Here is a 21,164-nt window from a genome sequence, read left to right as displayed (position 1 = left end):
GGAGGGCAGACCGCGGCCTGCCCCTAATGAAGTGGGTTACAGCTTAGCGGCCAGCACGTCTTCCAGCTTCTGCTGGTCAACGGCGAACTGGCGGATACCTTCGGCCAGTTTGTCTACCGCCATCGGATCCTGATTATGTTCCCAGCGGAACTCAGCTTCTGACAGTGGAGTCGGCTGATGGAAAGCTTCCGTGGAAGGGGTCAGTTTACGCTCAACCGGCGCATCGCTTGCCTGCAGCTCTTCCAGCAGATTAGGGGAGATAGTCAGGCGATCGCAGCCCGCCAGCGCCAGAATCTGCTCCGTTTTACGGAAGCTGGCACCCATAATGACGGTGTTATAGCGGTGCTGTTTGTAATATTCGTAGATGTTACGAACGGAGACCACGCCCGGATCTTCATCCACCACATACGGGTCCAGTGGTTTACGGTTGTTGTACCAGTCGAAAATACGGCCAACAAACGGAGAGATCAGGAACACGCCTGCTTCCGCACAGGCACGGGCCTGGGCAAAGGAGAACAGCAGGGTCAGGTTACAGTTAATCCCGTTCTTCTCCAGCTCTTCCGCTGCACGGATACCTTCCCAGGTCGAAGCCAGTTTGATCAGAATACGTGAACGGTCAATGCCGTTATCTTCGTACATTCTGACCAGTTTTTCTGCTTTGGTTACACACATGCCGCGGTCGAAAGACAGGCGCGCATCCACCTCGGTAGAAACGCGACCGGGGACGCTTTTCAGGATTTCCATACCGAGGTTGACCGCGACTTTGTCGCTGGCATTGATAATCTGGGTTTCCTTGCTGCCGCCCTGTTTTTTGGCATAGTCGACAGCATCGGTAATCAGGTGCTTGTAAGAATCGAGGCCGGAGGCTTTCAGGATCAGAGACGGGTTGGTGGTGGCATCTTCTGGATGGTAGTTACGGATGGATTCGATATCGCCACTGTCAGCCACCACGGTGGTGTATTGTTTCAGTGCGTCTAGCTGGTTCATCTCTTGGCTCCTTGATGTGCAAAATGCATAGCGTATCAGGCCAAACATTGCATCAGACGTCCTTTAATGGGAATGCGTTTTCTCTGATTGTTGCAATGGGTTAGCCCAATGACCGCCGTTGCCGCAAAGAAAAAATGCCGCACTCATCAGTGTAGCACCTCTGCAGAAACCCGTACTGGCGCCCCTTACGGCGCGCCATTTTTGGTTTTATTTTTCGCTTACGGCCTGCTCGTAGTAGCTGATTTTATCCACTTTTTCCGTTGAGCCGCCGCCTTCAAACTCAGAATTTAACCAGCTGTTCACGATGGAGCGAGCCAGCTCCGGTCCAATCACGCGGGCGCCCAGCGTCATGATTTGCGCATTGTTACTTTTGCGGGCGCGTTCTGCAGAGTAGGTATCGTGGCACTGTGCCGCACGGATGCCGGGCACTTTATTTGCCACGATTGCCATACCAATGCCGGTACCGCAGATCAGAATGCCGCGCTGGTGCTTGCCATCTTTGACCGCATTAGCCACCGTCCAGGCGATGTCCGGATAGATCGGTTTGTCATTCTGGGCGTCATTGCTGTAGTCGCTGACATCAATATTCTTATCCTGCAGGAACTGTTTGATCAGGTTTTTTAATTCCAGTGCCGCATCATCGGCGCCAATCGCGATAGAAGACATAGATTTCTCCAACTGCTGGTGAGGGGGCCGCAGGTTTTTCCTGTGATGAGGAAAACTGACTGACGGTGAACGTTATCCAGCCTGCCATACTTTTGTTCATATGTTCAAGTGTTGTTCTTTTGATTTTTTAATCATCCCTGTTTTTTCCTGCTGGTATGGTGATTGCTGACGCCATGTTGCCTGTTTAATACGCCTGAGGATGAAAAATGAAAGGTTTTGAGGTGGCTCACAGTTTTTGAACGGCCCGATGGGCAATGAACATTGTTGCAGGTAATGTTCATATGTTCACGCATTGATGCAATGCACAAGAAGACCCACTGAGGACTCAAAACCATGCGTCAAATTCACCTTCAACCAGGTCCATCGCCCTACACACCAGATACCCGCTCTCTCCTCAACGTCAGAGGGGAAGCGCTATGAACACTCATCAGGAATTCGCCGTTGAAAAATCGGCCATCCGCAAAGTTTCTCTGCGGCTGGTGCCTTTTGTTGCGCTGATGTTCTTTATTAACTTTCTCGATCGCACCGCCATCTCTTTTGCCGGCCCGAATGGCCTGACGGAAGATCTGGGGCTGCATGCGGCGCAGTTTGGCCTGGCATCGGGGATCTTCTTTATCGGGTACATCCTGCTGGAAGTGCCAAGCAATCTGGCGCTGCACCGTTTCGGTGCCAGAAAATGGCTGGCGAGGATCATGGTCAGCTGGGGGATTGTGTCGCTGCTGTTTACCTGGGTAAGCAGTGTTGAAGGGCTGTATACGCTGCGCATGCTGCTGGGCGTGGCCGAAGCGGGCTTCTTCCCTGGTGCAATCCTGTTTCTGAGTATGTGGGTTCCGGCCCGTCATCGTAGCAAGGTGCTGTCGCTGTTCTATCTTGCCCAGCCGCTGACCGTGGTATTTGGTGCGCCTCTGGCTGCCGCGCTGATTGAACAGCATGGTCTGTTTGGTCTGGCGGGCTGGCGTGTGATGTTCCTCGGCGTCTCAGTACCGGCGATCATCATCGGCATCGTCACCTGGTTCTACCTGGCAGACTCCCCGCGGCAGGCAAAATGGCTGAATGCGGAAGAGAAAGAGTGGCTGACCAGCGAGCTGGAGAAAGAGAGCCAGCAGAAACAGCACACGGCTCATCCGAGCCTGCGCAGCGTGATGTTTAATGGCCGCGTGTGGATGCTGTGCCTGATTTATTTCGGCTTTATTTACGGTCTGTATGCGCTGGCCTTCTTCCTGCCCACCATTATTGCCGGTTTCCAGCAGCAGTTCGGTACCTCATTCAACGTGGTGGAGAAAGGGTTGATCACCGGGGTGCCTTACATTTTCGCCGCCGTGGTGATGTTCTTCTGGTCACGGGATGCTGCCCGCCGCGGCTGCAAAACCTGGCATATCGCCTTACCGGCGCTGACCGGAGCAATCAGCGTGCCGCTGGCGCTGTACATGGATTCTCCGATGGCAACCATCCTCGTGATCTCGATCACCGCCTGCTCGATTTTTGCTGCCTTACCGAATTTCTGGACGCTGCCGACTCAGTTCCTGACCGGTGCTTCCGCTGCGGCAGCCATCGCATTGATCAATACGCTGGGCAATGTCGCCGGATTCTCGGCTGGCTACCTGACCGGCATGCTGCACGACGCTACCGGGAGCTACACCGTTTCAATGATGGTGGTGGGAGGCTTCATGCTGCTCTCGGCACTGCTGATGCTGTTACTCAACGCTAAACGTTCAGGATTTCAGTCTGCCCATCTTGCACAGGAGCATACGCAATGACCTATTTATTCAACCAACCTTCGGCCTTTGCCAGTGAGCTGATTGAGGGTTTTGTCGCCGCCAATGCGGACAAGGTTCGTCAGGTTCCGGGCGGTGTGGTACGCAGCACCCGCAGCAAACCAGGCTGCGTGGCTGTCGTGATCGGCGGTGGGTCGGGGCACTATCCGGCCTTCTCCGGCCTGGTCGGGCAGGGCATGGCGCATGGCGCAGCGATGGGCAATCTGTTTGCCTCGCCTTCCGCACAGCAGATTTATAACGTGGCGCGGGCTACTGAAAACGGCGGTGGCGTGCTGCTGGCCTTCGGTAACTATGCCGGCGACGTGCTGCATTTTGGCCAGGCCTGCGAGCGGCTGAAATCAGAAGGCATTCCCTGCGAGCTGTTGGCGGTAACGGATGATATTTCCAGCGCCTCGCTTTCTGAACAGGAAAAACGTCGCGGTGTCGCCGGCGATCTGGCGGTATTCAAAGCGGCTGCCGCAGCGGCTGAAGCCGGTTACACGCTGGAAGACGTGACCCGTCTGGCTCGCCATGCTAATCACCGTACCCGTTCACTTGGCGTGGCTTTTTCCGGTTGTACGCTGCCGGGTGCTGCTCAGCCGCTGTTTGAAGTGGCTCATGGCACCATGGCGCTGGGCATGGGCATCCACGGCGAGCCAGGGATTAGCGAATGCGATATTCCGCCTGCCGATACGCTGGCGGAACTGTTTGTCGAGCGGCTGCTGAAAGAGTGCCCGCAAGAGATTACTGAAGTGCGGGGACAGCGTGTCGCCGTCATTCTTAACGGCCTTGGCTCGGTGAAGTATGAAGAGCTGTTTGTGGTTTATCGCCGCGTGGCGCAACTGCTGAATGATGCCGGGCTGGAAGTGGTGGAACCGGAAGTCGGCGAGTTTGTCACCAGCTTTAATATGGCTGGTACATCTCTGACGCTGATGTGGCTGGATGAAGAGCTGGAAACCTTCTGGCGTGCTCCGGCGAATGCCCCCGCCTTTCGCAAGGGCAGCGTGATTGTTGCCGAACCGCTGAGTGAAGCCGAGCTGATCCTGCCGGAAACGGACGAAATCCCGGTTGCCACCAAGCAGTCGCAACATTCCGCCGGATGTGTGCTGGCCGTAGTCAATGCGATGGCGCAGGTGATAGAAGAGCATGAAGAAGAGCTGGGCCGGATTGATGCGGTCGCGGGGGACGGCGATCACGGTATCGGCATGGCCCGCGGCGTGAAGGGCGCGCAGGAAAAAGCGCATGAAATGCAGCAGCGCAAGGCGGGTGCTGGCACCCTGCTGTGCCGCGCCGCCGATGCCTGGGCGGATAAAGCCGGTGGCACTTCTGGCGCATTGTGGGGCGTGGCCCTGACTGCCATCGGTACGGCAATTGGCGACAGTGAAGTGCCTGATGCCAGCCGCATGGCGTTGGGCGTGCAGCATGCCAAAGAAGGCATCATGCATTTCGGCAAGGCCAAGCCAGGTGACAAAACGATGGTCGATGTGCTGGTGCCGTTCAGCGAAACGCTGAGCGAGCGCGTAGAGGCCGGTGATTCCCTGATTGATGCCTGGGCCGCAGCGGCGCGACAGGCCACGCTCAGTGCTGAGGCTACCGCGCAGCTGGTGCCTAAAATGGGCCGCGCACGTCCTCTGGCAGAAAAAAGCAAGGGCACGCCGGATGCCGGTGCCGTTTCGCTGGCGTTGATCGTCAACAAAGTCTTGGAGCAACTGCGCCAGCAGGACACCTCTGCAGCATCCCGGTTGCAGGAGGTTAACTGATGGCACAGCCACGCATCACGCTGGGTGTCAGCCTGAAAATGTACTTCGGCTATCAGCAGACGCTGGCCTGGAGTCAGGAAGTCGCCGCCATTGCCCGTGTCCATCCGGCGATTGAGAGCGGTGAAGTCAGGTTGTTCATTCTGCCTTCTTTTCCGGCCTTACCGCCTGTGCTGGAAGCCTTCGCCGGAACAAAAGTGGTGGTCGGCGCGCAGGATCTCAGTTGGGAAGATAACGGCGCCTGGACCGGTGAAGTCAGCGGCGTAATGCTGGCCGAAATGGGCTGCGGCTATGCTGAAGTCGGCCATGCCGAACGGCGTCGTTATTTTGCTGAAGACGATGTGCAGATCGCCGGGAAACTGGCGGCATCTTTACGCAATGGCTTAACGCCAGTGTTGTGCCTTGGGGAACCCGGACAAGGGCCAGCTGAAGCGGCTATCGCTTTGTGCCGACAGCAGCTGGATGCTTCGTTAAACCAGGCCCGCGAGCAGCAGCTTTCCGGTCACATCATTCTGGCTTACGAACCTCAGTGGGCCATCGGGGCGGCAACTTCCGCGCCGGACGATTTTATCGGTGAGGTCTGTCATGGCCTGCGCCAGTTCAGCGGACTGGGTAATTTCACCTTCAGCGTGATTTATGGCGGCAGCGCCGGACCGGGCCTGCTCAGCCGCCTGGGTAACCGCGTCGGTGGCCTGTTCCTTGGGCGCTTTGCCCATCAATCCTCCGCCCTGAAAACCATTATTGATGAAGCCGCCGCGCTTTCACGCCAGCCACAGGAGGCATCATGGCCACAGGCTTAAGCACCTATGCGTATTTCTGGCGCGCCTCGCCAAAGGTTCCGGCTCCCCTGAGTCTGGCCGATATGCTGCAGCAAACGACAGAGATGGGCGTGTCAGTTTTCCAGATTTGTGACTATCCGCAGATTGAAAGCTGGAGCACGGCTGAGTTGCAGAAACTGCGTCAGCAGGCCGACCGGCTGGGAATGCAGCTTGAGTTGGGCACCCGTGGACTGGTTAACACTCATCTGCAGCGCTATCTCGAGATTGCCGACGTGCTGGAAGCCAGCGTGTTGCGCTCAATGTTTAACAGCGCCACTTCCCGCCCCACGCTAAGTGAAGCCGCAGCGATGATCGAAGGCGTGCTGCCGAAGTTTGAACAGCAAAAGGTCAGTCTTTGTCTGGAGACCTATGAGCAGGTGCGCAGCGTTGACATGATGTCAGTCATCAACCGTTTTGACTCTCTTTACCTTGGCGTTTGTCTGGATCCGGCCAACTGCGTGGCGGCTCTGGAGTTGCCCGAGCAGGTGATCGCCAACACGGCGGATCGTGTGCTGAACCTGCATATCAAAGATTTTGCTTTTTCCCGTCAGGATGGCTGGGTCGGCTTTACGCTGGCCGGCAGCCCGATGGGCGAAGGGTTGCTGAATTATGACCTGCTGATCGACCGCGTGCGGCCGGACAGCAAAGGGATCAACCAGATCGTTGAACACTGGCTACCCTGGCAGCAGGATGCGGATCGCACCTGCCAGCTCGAACAGCAGTGGACTCAGCAGAGCGTCGACTATTTAAATAATCGTCAATTCCAGGAGTAATTTATGAGCACTCAATTAAAAACAATTACCGTCATCGGCGCGGGCGGCAAAATGGGTATGCGTATTTCTGCCAACCTGCAGAAAAGTGACTACCAGGTATTCTATTGTGAAAGCGCTCCGCAGGCTCAGTCTCAGGTGACTGCCCAGGGACGAGAACTCTCCAGCGCAGAGTCTGTCGTGCCGGTCAGCGACGTGGTGATCCTCGCCGTGCCGGATATCGTGCTGGGCAAAGTCTCTGAAATTGTGGTGCCGCAAATGAAAACTGGCGCGATCCTGTTAACGCTGGATCCGGCAGCGGCATATGCCAACCTGATCGCCATTCGTGACGGTATTGTGTACGCGGTCGCGCACCCATGCCATCCTTCGGTGTTCCTGGAGCGCTACACCAAAGAAGAACACGCGGATGCCTTCGGTGGCGTGGCAGCTGTCCAGCACATCGCTGCTTCTTATGAAGCAGGCAGCGACGCGCAGAAAGCTGAGCTGAGCAAAGTAATCCGCATAATGTACGGCCCGGTTGAAGAAGTGCACTGGGTAACGGTCACGCAGCTGGCCTACCTGGAGCCGACTCTGGTGGAGACTGTGGCCTGTATGGTTGGCGCGTTTATGAAAGAAGCGCTGGATGAAACCGTCAGGCACTCCGGCGTCCCGGAAGAAGCCGCCAAGGCGATGCTGTACGGGCATATTCAGATTGCGCTGGCCGTGGCTTTCCGTGCGACGAACCCGTTCTCGGATGCCTGCATGATCGCCATGGAATATGGTCGTGAAAAGATCGTCAGGCCGGACTGGAAGCAGATTTTCGATCAGAAAGAGCTGGATATCGTGATTGCGCGGATGCTGAAAATTGACGCAATTCGTCGGTAATTGTGACCGGTATCAGCCACCCGGGGGCAATCAGTGGCCGATCGGGCGATGAAAATGGTATAAATCCGGTATTGCCAGAGCGCAACGGCGGCCCTCAGGCCGCCCGAGCGCATGAAGCGCTGGCGCCTTAACCAGACTGACGTTTAAGAGAACCCGGATGGACAAAAACTCGCCTTCTCAGGATACAGAACTGCTGACGGAAATCGCCGTCGCTTATTATCAGGATGAAATCACCCAGGAAGAGATCGCGCGTAAGTTCGGCATTTCCCGCATCAAGGTCGGGCGACTGCTGAAGCGGGCCAAGGAAGAGGGCATCGTTGAGATCAACGTCCGCTATCATCCTGTGTTCAGTATGCGTCTGGAGCAGCAGCTGCTGGAACGTTTCCCCTTACAACGTGCGCTGATCGCGCTGGATCATCAGGATGATGAAGAGCAGCGGCGCCAGGTTGCCGCGCTGGTTTCCATGCACCTTTCCCAGACGCTGAAGGACAACGCCGTTGTGGCGGTTGGCCAGGGGCGTAATGTGGCGGCAGTGGCCGATCATCCTGGCAGCGTGCCGACACGCAATTGTCACTTTATCAGCGGCATCGGTGGTACCCACCGTCCCGGTGATGCAATCAATGCCGATCATATCAGCCGCCGGATGGCGAAGAAATTTGGTGGGATCAGCGAAACGCTGTATGCACCGGCCTATGTGGAAAACCGTGCGCTGAAAGAGGCGTTTATGCAGAACGGCACCATTAAGGAGACGCTGGACCGTGCGCGGAAAGCGGATGTGGCGCTGGTCGGGATTGGGGATATGAACGAGAACAGCTATATGGTGAAGCTGGGCTGGTTCACGCCACACGAAATTCTGGATGCACACCTGAATCAGGGCGTGACGGGGGATGTGGCGGGTTATGATTTCTTTAACGCGCAGGGTGAGCACGTCGACACGGTGATGAATGACCGGGTAATTGGCCTGAGCATTGAAGAGCTGCGCAAAATCCCGTGCGTGATTGCGATAGCCTCAGAGAATACCAAGGCGATGGCAATTCTCGGCGCGTTGCGGACTGGCGCGATCGATATTATTGCCAGCTCGGCGCAAAATATCCGCACGCTGCTGAATATGACTAAGTAGTTCTGAACTTTGGCCTGCTTCAAGTTTTTCGTCCTGCTCTCGCTTTTATACTGGCTCGTTTACACCCTCCAGATAAAACGAAAGGATCTTGCTAATGGACGAACAACTGAAGCAGAGCGCTCTCGATTTTCATCAATACCCGGTTCCGGGAAAAATTCAGGTCTCTCCCACTAAACCTCTGGCCACGCAGCGCGACCTGGCGCTGGCTTACTCTCCCGGCGTGGCAGCGCCCTGTCTGGAAATTGCCGCAGACCCGCTGGCCGCCCATAAATACACCGCGCGGGGTAACCTGGTGGCGGTGGTTTCCAACGGCACGGCGGTGCTGGGACTCGGCAATATCGGCGCGCTGGCCGGTAAGCCGGTGATGGAAGGGAAGGGCGTCCTGTTTAAAAAATTCGCCGGTATTGATGTGTTCGATATCGAAATTGACGAAACGGACCCCGACAGGCTGATTGACGTGGTGGCGGCACTGGAGCCGACATTTGGTGGCATCAACCTGGAAGATATCAAAGCGCCGGAATGCTTTTATATTGAGAAAAAGCTGCGTGAAAAAATGAACATCCCGGTATTTCACGACGACCAGCACGGCACCGCCATTATCTGTACTGCGGCGGTAATGAATGGGCTGAGAGTGGTGAAAAAGACCTTCTCCGATGTCCGGCTGGTGGTCTCCGGAGCAGGGGCCTCGGCCATTGCCTGTATGAACCTGCTGGTGGCGCTGGGGATGCAAAAGCGCAATATCGTGGTTTGCGACTCCAAAGGCGTCATTTACCAGGGGCGCGAGCAGAACATGGCCGAAACCAAAGCGGCCTATGCGGTGCCGGATAGCGGCAAGCGCACGCTGGATGATGTTATTGCAGGTGCGGATATCTTTCTTGGCTGTTCCGGACCGGGCGTCATGAAGCCAGAAATGGTGAAGAAAATGGCTCGCGACCCGCTGATCCTTGCGCTGGCCAATCCGGAGCCTGAAATCCTGCCCCCACTGGCGAAAGAGGTGCGGCCGGATGCGATTATCTGCACCGGGCGTTCCGACTATCCCAACCAGGTTAACAACGTGCTGTGCTTCCCGTTCATTTTCCGCGGTGCGCTGGACGTTGGGGCCACCGCAATAAATGAAGAGATGAAGCTGGCGGCAGTGCATGCCATTGCCGAACTGGCGCTGGCCGAGCAGAGCGACGTGGTGGCTTCAGCCTATGGCGACCAGGAGCTGTCGTTTGGTCCGGATTATCTGATCCCAAAACCTTTCGATCCCCGTCTGATCGTGCAGATCGCTCCGGCAGTGGCGCAAGCCGCCATGGACTCCGGCGTGGCAACGCGGCCGATTGAGGATATGGATGCCTACCGCGAGAAGCTCACCGAGTTCGTCTATAAAACCAACCTGTTTATGAAGCCTATTTTTTCGCAGGCGCGCAAAGATCCCCGGCGGGTGGTGCTGGCGGAAGGTGAGGAAGCCCGCGTGCTGCATGCCACTCAGGAGCTGATCGGTCTCGGGCTGGCGAAGCCGGTGCTGATTGGCCGCCCCAGCGTGATTGAGATGCGGCTGAAAAAGCTTGGGCTGAAAATCGAAGCGGGTAAGGATTTTGAAGTGGTGAACAATGAGTCCGATCCGCGTTTCAAAGCCTACTGGAACGAGTATTACCAGATCATGAAGCGTCGCGGTGTGTCGCCGGAGCAGGCACAGCGAGCGGTAATCGGTAACCCGACGCTGATCGGTGCGATCATGGTTCATCGGGGCGAGGCGGATGCGCTGATCTGCGGCACCATTGGCGACTACAAAGAGCATTATGAGGTGATCGAAAAGCTGTTCGGCTTCCGGGAGGATGTGAAGGTTGCCGGTGCGATGAATGCGCTGCTGCTGCCAAGCGGTAACACCTTTATCGCTGATACCTACGTTAACGAAGATCCAACACCGGAACAGCTGGCGGAACTGACCTTAATGGCGGCGGAAACGGTACGTCGTTTCGGGATTGAACCGAAAGTGGCGCTGCTTTCCCACTCCAGCTTTGGCAGTTCCAACTCCTCGGCGGCCTGCAAAATGCGCCAGACGCTGGCGCTGGTGCAGGCTAAAGCACCCGAACTGGAAATTGACGGCGAAATGCACGGCGATGCTGCGCTGGTGGAGAGTATTCGCCAGGATCTGATGCCGGACAGTCCGCTGAAAGGTTCGGCTAATATTCTTATTATGCCTAACGTCGAGGCGGCGCGGATCAGCTACAACCTGCTGAGGGTGTCCAGTTCGGAAGGGGTGACCGTGGGGCCGGTGCTGATGGGTATCGCTAAACCGGTACACGTGCTGACGCCGATTGCCTCGGTGCGGCGGATCGTCAATATGGTGGCGTTAGCGGTGGTGGAGGCGCAGAGCGGGCCTCTTTAATGCTGGAGCTTTAAAGGCAGTCAAGACTCAGTGCAGGCACGGGGAACACAAGCCGCTCATAAAGACGCAAAAAGCTCCGTCCGTGGCAGTTCGACTCGTGCCGTCCATGGCACGAGACGCTTTATTCCCGGTGTGTATTCCCGTGCTTTAAGCTACTGAGTTGTTTGTGTGGAAGGCTCTGAGTCCGCTTTCTTTCAAATCCACTCTCTGACCGGCAGGAAGTCGCTGTACAGCACGGCTTCCGGCGTGCCCGGCTCCGGCTGATAATCATATTCCCAGCGCACCAGCGGCGGCATCGACATCAGGATGGATTCGGTGCGGCCACCGGTCTGCAGACCAAACAGCGTGCCACGATCCCACACCAGATTAAACTCCACATAGCGTCCACGACGATAGAGCTGGAAGTGACGCTCGCGCTCACCCCACGGCAGCGCTTTACGACGTGCAACCAATGGCAGATAGGCTTTGAGGAAGCCGTCACCCACCGCCTGAGTAAAGCGGAAGCAGTGCTCAAAATCTGGCGTATTGAGGTCGTCAAAGAACAGACCGCCGATGCCGCGCTGCTCGTTGCGGTGTTTGATAAAGAAATAGTCGTCACACCATTTTTTATAGCGCGGGTAGACGTCTTCACCAAACGGCTGGCACAGGTCCGCAGCGGTCTGATGCCAGTGCACGGCATCTTCAGTAAAGCCGTAGTAAGGCGTCAAATCGAAGCCGCCGCCAAACCACCACACCGGATCGGCTCCCGGCTTCTCGGCGATAAAGAATCGCACGTTGGCATGACTGGTTGGAACAAAGGGATTTTCAGGGTGGATCACCAGTGACACGCCCATCGCTTCAAAGCTGCGGCCTGCCAGTTCGGGACGGTGCGCCGTGGCTGAAGCTGGCATCTGGTCGCCATGCACGTGCGAGAAGTTAACCCCAGCCTGTTCGAAAACGGCACCATTGCGCAGGACACGACTGCGCCCGCCACCGCCACCTTCACGGGTCCAGCTGTCTTCATCAAATCCGGCGCGGCCATCAGCCTGAGCCAGCTGCTGGCAAATCTGATCCTGTAAACCCAGCAGGAACTGTTTGACCTGGGCGATATCGGGTGCGTTCATGGCATAACCTTGGCTTTAAATTAACGCGCGCAGTATACGTCAAAAAGGCTTAGCCGGGGCGGCGGTTATTGGCATCAAACTCATTAAAGTAGCCAACAATCCCGTCAACAATCGCGCTGGCAATCTTCTGGCGGAAGGCCGTGGTGCCCAGCAGGCGCTCTTCCGACGGGTTGGTAATAAAGGATGTTTCCACCAGAACCGACGGGATTGACGGAGATTTCAGCACCGCAAAAGCGGCCTGTTCCGTGTGCTGACTGTGCAGGTGATGCACCGGACGGATCTGGTTCAGTACATGTTTGCCCAGCGTCAGGCTGTTTTTAATGGTATCGGTCTGCACCAGGTCGAACAGCACCTGTTGCAGATAGTGATCTTTCTCAGCCGCTTTCACGCCACCGACGTCATCCGCCGCGTTTTCACGCTGAGAAAGATAACGCGCCATGCTGCTGCTGGCACCACGGTTAGACAGCGCAAACACCGACGCGCCGTTGGCATCCGGGCTGGTAAAGCCATCGGCATGGATTGACATAAACAAGTTAGCGCCGTGCTGATGCGCAATCTCCACCCGCTCGCCTAGCGGAATAAAGTGGTCGGTCTCGCGCGTCAGGCGTGCCTCAATATGTGGGTGAGTGCTGAGCATATGGCGAATATGGTTAGCGATCTCCAGTACCACATGCTTCTCTTCCGATCCCTCTTCGCCAACCGCGCCGGAATCAATCCCGCCGTGGCCAGGATCTATCATGACAATCTTTTTGCCATTTGCGGGCGGCGGCGGGGTGTGAGCTTTGCTGCGGGAAGCGGAGAGCTGCAGCGTGGCATTTTCTTCCTTAGCCCTGACCGATCGGTTGGCCAGCAATGCCAGCGCCAGACCAGAAAGTAAAAGGTTGCGGCGCGTGGTCAGTGGGGTCATCGGGCCAAATTTTTTCATTACTCTTCCTCAGGGCACAAAGTGCTTATTGTTATATCGTAACAATCGTGCTGCGGCGAGAAGGGAACTATTTCAACTTTTTACTTTTTATTTCAGCGCGCTAACAGGACAGGTCGCCTTTTTTCGCTATTAATCCGCCCGGAGACTTGCACCGGCGAAGGAAAGCGTGATAATCAGCAAATTGTGGTTAACATCTGGGGTAACGCCATGGAAATCCGCGTATTTAGCCAGGACGATTTTGAAGAAGTGATCACCCTCTGGGAGCGTTGCGATTTGTTACGCCCGTGGAACGATCCTGAAATGGACATTGAGCGTAAGCTCAATCACGATCCTGATCTGTTCCTGGTGGCGGTGGTCGGCGGTGAAATTGTCGGCACGCTGATGGGCGGTTACGACGGGCATCGCGGATCGGCCTATTATCTGGGCGTACACCCTGATTACCAGGGGCGGGGCTTCGCCAATGCGCTGATTAACCGGCTTGAGAAGAAGCTGATTGCGCGGGGCTGCCCGAAAATCCACGTGATGGTGCGTGAAGAAAACGATGCGGTGCTGGGCTTTTACGAAAAGCTCGATTATGAAATGCAGGACAGCGTGCTGCTCGGTAAACGCCTGATTGAAGATCGCGAATATTAACTGGCCGGGTGGCGAAGCGTCGCCCGGTTTTTCCCTCCTGTGAGCTGATGAACCTGACTTATTCCCCCGATGATTACGATGCCCGTGGCCAGCTGAAGCTGCCGGTGGGCTTCTGGATAATTCTGCTGTTACAGGCCCGAACCTGGGTGCTGTTTGTGATGGCGGGCGCCTCCAAACAGCAGGGCGCAACGCTGCTGGCGCTGTTTTATCCTGACACACGTGCTTTCTGGATTGGCCTGGGATTAGGTATTCCTGCGACGCTGGGGCTGCTGCTGACCGGTTATCGCCAGCGCCTGCCGCGTCTGTGGCAGGCATGGCACTGGGTGCTGTGCCTGGCGCTGGTGGCGATAGTGTTGCTGCAAGCCATCATGATCTGGCTGGGCGACGATCAATACTCGCCGCTGGTGATTCTGGTCACCGTTTTTGACCTGCTGGGCCTTGCCTACCTGACAATGAGCCGCCGATTAAAAGACTGTTTTAGCCCGGACCTGAATGGCGAATAAAACTTTTTGCCGGAACGGGACTCCAACCAGTTCGATAACCTTTTCATCCTTCAGGTTGCAGATGCGTTCGCTGGGAGTAACCTGAGGGATTCTGAGGACAAAATTTGCCTACTATGACAGGAGTTGTAATGAAAACTGTTCGCCCGTTAGCGATTGCCGCCGCTTTACTGCTGGCCGGCTGTGCCAGTTCCGGCACCTCCACGGGATCTGACAGAGGGGCCACCTGGTGGAATCCACTGACTTATTCCTGGTCCAGCCTGGCACCGTGGCACTGGTTTGGCTCTTCTCTGAAAGTGACCGAGCAGGGTGTGGGCAAAGTGAATGGCAGCACCGCGATGAACGAAGAAGCCATCAGCGATGGGCTGAGCGGAAATTACAACGTGCGGAAAGGGATGCGTGGCGAAAACGGCGGTGTGGTGACCTTCTTCCAGGCCGTCAGTGAAAAGCAGGTTAAAGTTGAAGTGACCGGCGAAGCGACGGTCAGCCGGATTGACGTCACGGACAGCACCCTCCCCACCGCTGACGGCAAAAAAGTCGGCACGCCTTTCAGCGACCTCTACAGCAAGGCGTTTGGTTCCTGTCAGAAAGGCACAGGCAGCGACCGTGATGGCGTGGAGTGTAAAGCGCCGGGCAGCCAGCATATCAGCTACGTGTTCAGCGGCGAATGGCACGGTCCTGATGGTCTGCTGCCGTCCGATGAAACGCTGAAAAAATGGACCATCAGCAAAATAATCTGGCGTAAGTAAATCCTCTCCGGGCCGCTTTCCGGCGGCCCGACAACATCCGTCCAGTAATCCCCTAATCTTTGTGATCGGACAAGATAGCCACACTAACATCGGGTATGATATGCAGCCGTTCCCGTCAGGGATAAAGATACTCAGGAGAAGACCCGAATGTCCCAGATTCAGAGCGGCATTTTGTTAGAACACCGCCGTTTTGCCATTTATCTCGAAGCAATTGTTCAGGGTGATATGGCTGGCCTGCGTAGCGGTACGCACGCTTTTCTTTTACAGCTGGCCGAGCTTCAGCAAAAATTTCCCGATGCGGGACTGGGTGCAGTGGTGGCCTTCGGAAGCGCAGTGTGGCATGACCTTAACTCTGCGGGTACTCCTTCAGAGCTGAAAGATTTCCAGCCAATGGGCAAAGGTATGGCACCGGCCACGCAACGTGACCTGCTGATCCATATCCAGTCGCTGCGTCATGACGTAAACTTCAGCGTTGCGCAGGCTGCCCTCAGCGCGTTTGGCGACGCTATCCGCATTGCAGAAGAGACTCACGGTTTTCGCTGGGTGGAAGATCGCGATCTCAGCGGTTTCGTTGACGGCACTGAAAACCCGCAGGGTGAGCAGCGTGAGGCCGTGGCGATTATCGCTGATGGAGAGAACGCGGGCGGCAGTTACGTATTCAGCCAGCGATGGGAGCATAACCTGAAGATGTTCAACCGCATGGCGGTGAATAAACAGGAACAGATCATTGGCCGCACCAAAGAGAGCAATGAAGAGCTGGAAGGGGAAGATCGCCCGGAGACATCACATGTCAGCCGCGTGGACCTGAAAGAGAACGGCAAAGGACTGAAGATCCTGCGCCAGAGCCTGCCTTACGGCACCGCCAGCGGCACCCACGGCCTGTTCTTCCTTGCCTATTGCGCCACGCTGCACAACATTGAGCAGCAACTGCTGAGCATGTTTGGCGAAACCGACGGCAAGTTCGATGCCATGCTGCGCTTCACTAAACCAGTCAGCGGCAGCTATTTCTATGCGCCCTCGTTGGCGCAACTGGCAGCGCTGTAATCGTTTTATGCCGCAGGGCGGCTTCAATGCCAAACTGCGGCTAACAGGTATTTTTCAGACCGCAGGCCTTCATGATCACTCACGCATCATTTCCTGTCTTCTGCATAAACAATTCCACTCGCTTATAGCTTTTTAAACTTCTAAATCACCAAACGGTATATAAAACCGTTACTGCTTTTAGTGGGGTTATAAATAAACTGATTGCTCTTGGGCCGCGGGCCAGGCTGTCTTTCAGGGTGCAAAATGACGTTACCGATAATGAAAAAGTTCCTCAGTGGGGCGGCTTTTACCGTGCTTCTTGCCGGTTCTGCTCAGGCTACCGAGCTGCTCAACAGCTCTTATGACGTCTCTCGCGAGCTGTTTGTCGCCCTGAATGCGCCTTTTGAACAGCAGTGGGCCGCTCAAAATAATGGCGACAAGCTGACGGTCAGGCAGTCACATGCCGGTTCTTCCAAACAGGCGCTGGCGATTTTGCAGGGGCTGAAGGCGGATGTGGTGACCTACAACCAGGTGACTGACGTGCAGATTTTGCACGATCGCGGCAATCTGATCCCGGCAGACTGGCAGCAGCGCCTGCCGAATAACAGCTCACCGTTTTACTCCACCATGGCTTTCCTGGTGCGGAAGGGCAATCCAAAAAAAATTCACAGCTGGGACGACCTGGTCCGGAGCGACGTGAAACTGGTCTTCCCGAATCCGAAAACCTCCGGTAACGGTCGTTACACCTATCTGGCCGCATGGGGTGCAGCGGATAAAGCTGATGGCAAAGATAAAGCCAAAACTGAAAAGTTTATGACCCAGTTCCTGAAAAACGTCGAAGTGTTCGACACCGGTGGCCGTGGCGCTACCACGACGTTTGTGGAGCGCGGGCAGGGCGATGTGCTGATCAGTTTTGAATCAGAAGTGAACAACATCCGCAATCAGTATGCCAAAGACGGCTACGAAGTGGTTGTGCCTTCAATCAACATTCTTGCCGAATTCCCGGTGGCGTGGATCGATAAAAATATCGCGGCTAACCACACGGAGAAAGCGGCCAAAGCCTACCTGAACTATCTCTACAGCCCGGAAGCCCAGAAGATCATCACGCAATATTACTACCGCGTGAACAATCCTGAGCTGATGGCGCAGCAGAAAGAGCGTTTCCCGCCGGTCGAACTTTTCCGCGTCGAAGAGGCTTTTGGCAGCTGGGATCAGGTAATGAAAACCCAGTTTGCCAGCGGTGGCGAGCTGGATAAGTTGTTAGCAGCGGGACACCAGTAATGTTTGCCACCAAGAGTAAGCGCGTGTTGCCTGGCTTTGGTATCAGCCTTGGCAGCAGCCTGTTTTTCACCTGTTTGATCCTGTTACTGCCGATCAGCGCGCTGCTGATGCAGTTGTCAAACATGACCCTGGCACAGTACTGGGAAGTGGTGACCAATCCGCAGATGGTTGCGGCCTATAAAGTCACCCTGCTGTCGGCGGGCGTGGCGTCAGTCTTCAATGCGTTTTTCGGCTTGCTGATGGCCTGGATCCTCACGCGCTACCGTTTCCCCGGCCGCGCGCTGCTGGACGGTCTGATGGACCTGCCTTTTGCGCTGCCCACTGCCGTAGCGGGCCTGACGCTGGCAGGGCTGTTCTCCGTTAACGGGTGGTACGGTCAGTGGCTGGCGCAGTTTGATATCAAAGTTTCTTACACCTGGCTCGGGATTGCCGTGGCAATGGCGTTCACCAGCATTCCTTTTGTGGTGCGCACCGTGCAGCCGGTACTGGAAGAGCTGGGACCGGAATACGAAGAAGCAGCTGAAACTCTTGGAGCCAGCCCGTTTCAGAGCTTCCGGCGTGTGGTGCTGCCGGAAGTGGCTCCGGCCCTGCTGGCAGGAACGGCGCTGTCATTCACCCGCAGCATTGGCGAGTTTGGCGCGGTGATCTTTATCGCCGGTAACATAGCCTGGAAAACGGAGGTGACTTCACTGATGATTTTTGTGCGCCTGCAGGAGTTCGACTATCCGGCCGCCAGCGCCATCGCTTCGGTGATCCTGGCCGCCTCGCTGATCCTGCTGTTTGCGATTAACACCTTACAGAGCCGCTTTGGCCGTCGTCTGGGAGGTCACTAATGGCTGACGTTACCGAACTGAAAGGCTTACGCAGCCGCCCCAACTGGAGCAAGTGGATCCTGATAACGCTCGGGATACTGATCTCCTTTGGTCTGCTGGTCGTGCCGATGATTGCCATTTTCGCCAGTGCCTTTGCCGATGGCATTGGCGCGATGTTTAGCAACCTGAAAGATGGCGATATGCTGCATTCGATCGGGATGACGGTGCTGATGGCACTGATTACCGTACCGGTAAACCTGGTGTTTGGTACGCTGCTGGCCTGGCTGGTGACGCGCTTTACCTTCCCGGGTCGCCAGTTGCTGCTGACGCTGTTTGATATTCCTTTTGCCGTGTCGCCGGTGGTGGCAGGGCTGATGTATCTGCTGTTCTGGGGCGTCAACGGCCCTGCCGGCGGCTGGCTGGATGCCCATAACATTCAGCTGATGTTCTCCTGGCCGGGCATGGCGATGGTGACCATTTTTGTCACCTGTCCGTTTGTGGTACGTGAGCTGGTGCCGGTGATGCTCAGCCAGGGCAGCAACGAAGATGAAGCCGCCGTGCTGCTGGGGGCTTCCGGCTGGAAGATGTTCTGGCGTGTCACTCTGCCAAACATCCGCTGGGCGTTGCTGTACGGGCTGGTGCTGACCAATGCCCGCGCAATTGGTGAATTTGGTGCGGTCTCGGTGGTATCGGGATCGATTCGCGGCGAGACTTACACGCTGCCATTACAAGTTGAATTGCTGCATCAGGATTACAACACCGTGGGCGCATTTACCGCTGCGGGCTTGCTGACTCTGATGGCAGTTGTCACACTGTTTCTGAAAAGCGCACTGCAATGGCGTTTAGAACGCCAGGATGTCCGTTTGCAACAGGAGGGGGAATAATGAGCATTGAAATCGGTAAAATTAACAAATCTTTCGGCCGGACCACGGTGCTGAACGATATTTCACTGGATATCCCTTCTGGTCAGATGGTGGCGCTGCTGGGGCCGTCCGGCTCCGGGAAAACCACATTGCTGCGCATTATCGCGGGACTGGAAAGCCAGAACAGCGGTCGCCTCAGCTTCCACGGCAAAGACGTGACTCAGGTGCATGCCCGGGACCGTCAGGTTGGTTTCGTTTTCCAGCACTATGCGCTGTTCCGTCATATGACGGTGTTCGAAAACATCGCCTTCGGCCTGACCGTGCTGCCGCGCCGAGAGCGTCCTTCTGCCGCAGCGATCAAAGAGAGAGTGACCCGTCTGCTGGAGATGGTGCAGCTCAGCCATCTGGCTGGCCGCTTTCCGGCACAGCTGTCTGGTGGCCAGAAGCAGCGGGTGGCGCTGGCCCGTGCGCTGGCGGTGGAACCGCAAATCTTGCTGCTGGATGAGCCGTTCGGTGCGCTTGATGCTCAGGTGCGTAAAGAGCTGCGCCGCTGGTTGCGTCAGCTCCATGAAGAGCTGAAATTCACCAGCGTATTTGTGACCCATGACCAGGAAGAGGCGATGGAAGTGGCCGATCGCGTGGTGGTGATGAGTCAGGGCAATATCGAACAGGTAGGCACGCCGGATGAAGTCTGGCGTGAACCAGCCACCCGTTTTGTGCTGGAGTTCCTCGGTGAAGTGAACCGTTTCGATGGCGAAGTGAACGGCTCGCAGTTCCACGTTGGTGCTCATCACTGGCCGCTGGGCTACACGCCGGCACACCAGGGGCCGGTTGAGCTGTTCCTGCGTCCGTGGGAACTTGACGTCAGCCGCCAGAGCAGCCTGGAGACGCCGCTGCCGGTGCAGGTGCTGGAAGTCAGCCCGCGCGGACACTACTGGCAGATGGTGGTGCAACCGGCAGGCTGGGGCCAGGAACCGGTCACGCTGGTAATGGACGGCGAGCAGACTGCGCCGATCCGCGGTGAGCGCCTGTTTGTTGGTCTGCAGCAGGCGCGCCTGTACCAAGGTGAAACGCCGCTGCGACAGGTTGCCTTTGCGCAAAGTGCCTGATATTTTCTACCGGAACAGGGTCAGGCTTGCCTGACCTTTTTTTTGCCAGCGCTTTGGCTCCTTCCAGGAAAATCACACTGTGACAACGCTTGAAAACACCATCGGTAACACGCCGCTGATCAAATTGCAGCGGCTTGCGCCATCCTGCAGTGAAATCTGGCTGAAGCTTGAAGGGAATAATCCCGCCGGTTCGGTGAAAGATCGCGCCGCTTTGTCGATGATACAGCAAGCCGAGCAGCGCGGTGAGATCCAGCCGGGCGACGTGCTGATCGAAGCAACAAGTGGCAATACCGGTATCGCGCTGGCGATGATTGCGGCAATGAAAGGGTATACCCTGAAGCTGCTGATGCCGGAGAATATGAGTATCGAGCGCCAGGCGGCAATGCGCGCCTACGGTGCCGAACTGATCCTCGTCAGTCGTGAACTGGGGATGGAAGGCTCCCGCGACCTGGCAAAAGAGATGCAGGCGCGTGGCGAAGGTAAAGTGCTGGACCAGTTCAACAATCCCGATAATCCGCTGGGCCATTACCTCTCCACTGGGCCGGAAATCTGGCAGCAGTCGGCCGGTAAGCTGACGCACTTTGTCTCCAGCATGGGGACAACCGGCACTATCACCGGTGTGGGACGCTATCTGAAAGAGCAGAGCGACAGGGTGCAAATCGTTGGCCTGCAGCCCGACGAAGGCAGCAGCATTCCAGGGATCCGCCGCTGGCCCGTCGCCTATCTGCCGGGCATTTACCGCCCTGAGCTGGTGGACCGGGTGATTGATATGAGCCAGGCAACAGCAGAGGAAACCATGCGGTTGCTGGCTCAGCGTGAGGGTATTTTCTGCGGCGTCAGTTCAGGTGGTGCGGTCGCGGGAGCCATACAGATAGCGCAGGAGCAGCCCGGCAGCATTATTGTGGCAATAATTTGCGATCGCGGAGATCGTTATTTATCGACTGGCGTTTACCAGGGTTGAAGCTTAATTCATCAGGAGATGAAGGCTAATTCCTGCACTGTAAGGATTAGGTAAAACAGGCTGCGAATCTTCCCGCGCCGGGTGAAAATAGCGGC

Annotated in this window: 20 protein-coding genes; 16 read left to right on the top strand and 4 right to left on the bottom strand. The window is 56.4% G+C overall.

All coding sequences use genetic code 11. The features are described 5' to 3' along the window. Nucleotides 1–36: 36 nt before the first annotated feature. Both tal and rpiB read right to left on the bottom strand, forming a co-directional pair. On the bottom strand, nucleotides 37–987 hold the full coding sequence (gene tal, locus GSQ70_RS11080; protein ID WP_158782588.1) for a transaldolase: 951 nt from the start codon (nucleotides 985–987) through the stop codon (nucleotides 37–39). Between the two features lie 207 nt (nucleotides 988–1,194). Beyond that, on the bottom strand, nucleotides 1,195–1,653 hold the full coding sequence (gene rpiB, locus GSQ70_RS11075) for a ribose 5-phosphate isomerase B (protein WP_158782587.1): 459 nt from the start codon (nucleotides 1,651–1,653) through the stop codon (nucleotides 1,195–1,197). A gap of 416 nt (nucleotides 1,654–2,069) precedes the next feature. Between rpiB and GSQ70_RS11070 the strand changes: the two genes are divergently transcribed. The 7 genes from GSQ70_RS11070 (at nucleotide 2,070) to maeB (ending at nucleotide 11,110) form a co-directional block, all read left to right on the top strand. Beyond that, complete coding sequence (locus tag GSQ70_RS11070; RefSeq protein ID WP_158782586.1) at nucleotides 2,070–3,410, top strand: MFS transporter; 1,341 nt, start codon at nucleotides 2,070–2,072, stop codon at nucleotides 3,408–3,410. Next, entirely contained in the window at nucleotides 3,407–5,167 is a 1,761-nt protein-coding gene (locus GSQ70_RS11065; protein WP_158782585.1) for a dihydroxyacetone kinase family protein, read from the top strand. The genes GSQ70_RS11070 and GSQ70_RS11065 overlap by 4 nt, the downstream gene beginning before the upstream one ends. Continuing rightward, a complete protein-coding gene (locus GSQ70_RS11060) occupies nucleotides 5,167–5,964 on the top strand; it encodes a triose-phosphate isomerase family protein (protein ID WP_158782584.1) in 798 nt (265 codons plus the stop codon). The genes GSQ70_RS11065 and GSQ70_RS11060 overlap by 1 nt, the downstream gene beginning before the upstream one ends. After that, a complete protein-coding gene (locus tag GSQ70_RS11055) occupies nucleotides 5,949–6,755 on the top strand; it encodes a sugar phosphate isomerase/epimerase (protein WP_199257252.1) in 807 nt (268 codons plus the stop codon). The genes GSQ70_RS11060 and GSQ70_RS11055 overlap by 16 nt, the downstream gene beginning before the upstream one ends. Nucleotides 6,756–6,758: 3 nt before the next feature. Beyond that, the gene (locus GSQ70_RS11050; RefSeq protein WP_158782583.1) at nucleotides 6,759–7,616 is read left to right on the top strand and encodes a phosphogluconate dehydrogenase C-terminal domain-containing protein; all 858 of its coding nucleotides are present in this window, start codon (nucleotides 6,759–6,761) and stop codon (nucleotides 7,614–7,616) included. Between the two features lie 157 nt (nucleotides 7,617–7,773). Next, a complete protein-coding gene (locus tag GSQ70_RS11045) occupies nucleotides 7,774–8,736 on the top strand; it encodes a sugar-binding transcriptional regulator (RefSeq protein ID WP_158782582.1) in 963 nt (320 codons plus the stop codon). Nucleotides 8,737–8,830: 94 nt separating this feature from the next. Then, on the top strand, nucleotides 8,831–11,110 hold the full coding sequence (gene maeB, locus GSQ70_RS11040; protein WP_158782581.1) for an NADP-dependent oxaloacetate-decarboxylating malate dehydrogenase: 2,280 nt from the start codon (nucleotides 8,831–8,833) through the stop codon (nucleotides 11,108–11,110). A gap of 194 nt (nucleotides 11,111–11,304) precedes the next feature. Here maeB and hemF read toward each other — a convergent pair whose 3' ends face one another. Both hemF and amiA read right to left on the bottom strand, forming a co-directional pair. Further along, on the bottom strand, nucleotides 11,305–12,213 hold the full coding sequence (hemF, locus tag GSQ70_RS11035; protein ID WP_158782580.1) for an oxygen-dependent coproporphyrinogen oxidase: 909 nt from the start codon (nucleotides 12,211–12,213) through the stop codon (nucleotides 11,305–11,307). Nucleotides 12,214–12,262: 49 nt separating this feature from the next. Then, nucleotides 12,263–13,138 carry an N-acetylmuramoyl-L-alanine amidase AmiA gene (gene amiA / locus GSQ70_RS11030; protein WP_158782579.1) on the bottom strand — a complete coding sequence of 292 codons (876 nt, stop codon included), beginning with the start codon at nucleotides 13,136–13,138 and terminating at the stop codon, nucleotides 12,263–12,265. 207 nt (nucleotides 13,139–13,345) lie between these two features. Here amiA and GSQ70_RS11025 point away from each other — a divergent pair, with 207 nt between their 5' ends. The 9 genes from GSQ70_RS11025 to cysM all read left to right on the top strand — a co-directional run bounded on the left by GSQ70_RS11025 (nucleotide 13,346) and on the right by cysM (nucleotide 21,069). Then, nucleotides 13,346–13,771 (top strand): GNAT family acetyltransferase, encoded by a 426-nt coding sequence (locus GSQ70_RS11025; RefSeq protein WP_158782578.1) that lies wholly within the window; start codon nucleotides 13,346–13,348, stop codon nucleotides 13,769–13,771. A 47-nt stretch (nucleotides 13,772–13,818) separates the two neighbouring features. Then, nucleotides 13,819–14,274 (top strand): DUF2919 domain-containing protein, encoded by a 456-nt coding sequence (locus GSQ70_RS11020; protein ID WP_158782577.1) that lies wholly within the window; start codon nucleotides 13,819–13,821, stop codon nucleotides 14,272–14,274. 128 nt (nucleotides 14,275–14,402) lie between these two features. Beyond that, nucleotides 14,403–15,020, top strand: coding sequence for an RpoE-regulated lipoprotein (locus GSQ70_RS11015; RefSeq protein ID WP_158782576.1), 618 nt, complete (start codon nucleotides 14,403–14,405; stop codon nucleotides 15,018–15,020). Between the two features lie 147 nt (nucleotides 15,021–15,167). Further along, nucleotides 15,168–16,064: a Dyp-type peroxidase gene (locus GSQ70_RS11010; RefSeq protein ID WP_158782575.1), complete on the top strand. Its 897-nt coding sequence runs from the start codon at nucleotides 15,168–15,170 to the stop codon at nucleotides 16,062–16,064. A gap of 243 nt (nucleotides 16,065–16,307) precedes the next feature. Further along, nucleotides 16,308–17,324, top strand: a complete 1,017-nt coding sequence (locus GSQ70_RS11005) for a sulfate ABC transporter substrate-binding protein (protein ID WP_158782574.1) — start codon at nucleotides 16,308–16,310, stop codon at nucleotides 17,322–17,324. Continuing rightward, complete coding sequence (cysT, locus tag GSQ70_RS11000; RefSeq protein WP_158782573.1) at nucleotides 17,324–18,157, top strand: sulfate/thiosulfate ABC transporter permease CysT; 834 nt, start codon at nucleotides 17,324–17,326, stop codon at nucleotides 18,155–18,157. The genes GSQ70_RS11005 and cysT overlap by 1 nt, the downstream gene beginning before the upstream one ends. Further along, nucleotides 18,157–19,020 carry a sulfate/thiosulfate ABC transporter permease CysW gene (gene cysW / locus GSQ70_RS10995; RefSeq protein WP_158782572.1) on the top strand — a complete coding sequence of 288 codons (864 nt, stop codon included), beginning with the start codon at nucleotides 18,157–18,159 and terminating at the stop codon, nucleotides 19,018–19,020. The genes cysT and cysW overlap by 1 nt, the downstream gene beginning before the upstream one ends. Further along, complete coding sequence (cysA, locus tag GSQ70_RS10990) at nucleotides 19,020–20,108, top strand: sulfate/thiosulfate ABC transporter ATP-binding protein CysA (RefSeq protein ID WP_158782571.1); 1,089 nt, start codon at nucleotides 19,020–19,022, stop codon at nucleotides 20,106–20,108. Before cysW ends, cysA begins: the two co-directional genes overlap by 1 nt. 79 nt (nucleotides 20,109–20,187) lie before the next feature. After that, nucleotides 20,188–21,069: a cysteine synthase CysM gene (gene cysM / locus GSQ70_RS10985; RefSeq protein WP_158782570.1), complete on the top strand. Its 882-nt coding sequence runs from the start codon at nucleotides 20,188–20,190 to the stop codon at nucleotides 21,067–21,069. Nucleotides 21,070–21,164: the final 95 nt, after the last annotated feature.

This window comes from Pantoea sp. BAV 3049, assembly GCF_009765445.1.
Taxonomy (GTDB): domain Bacteria; phylum Pseudomonadota; class Gammaproteobacteria; order Enterobacterales; family Enterobacteriaceae; genus Erwinia.
The sequence above is the reverse complement of the archived record's forward strand: the minus strand, read 5'-3'. Positions and strand labels throughout refer to the sequence as shown.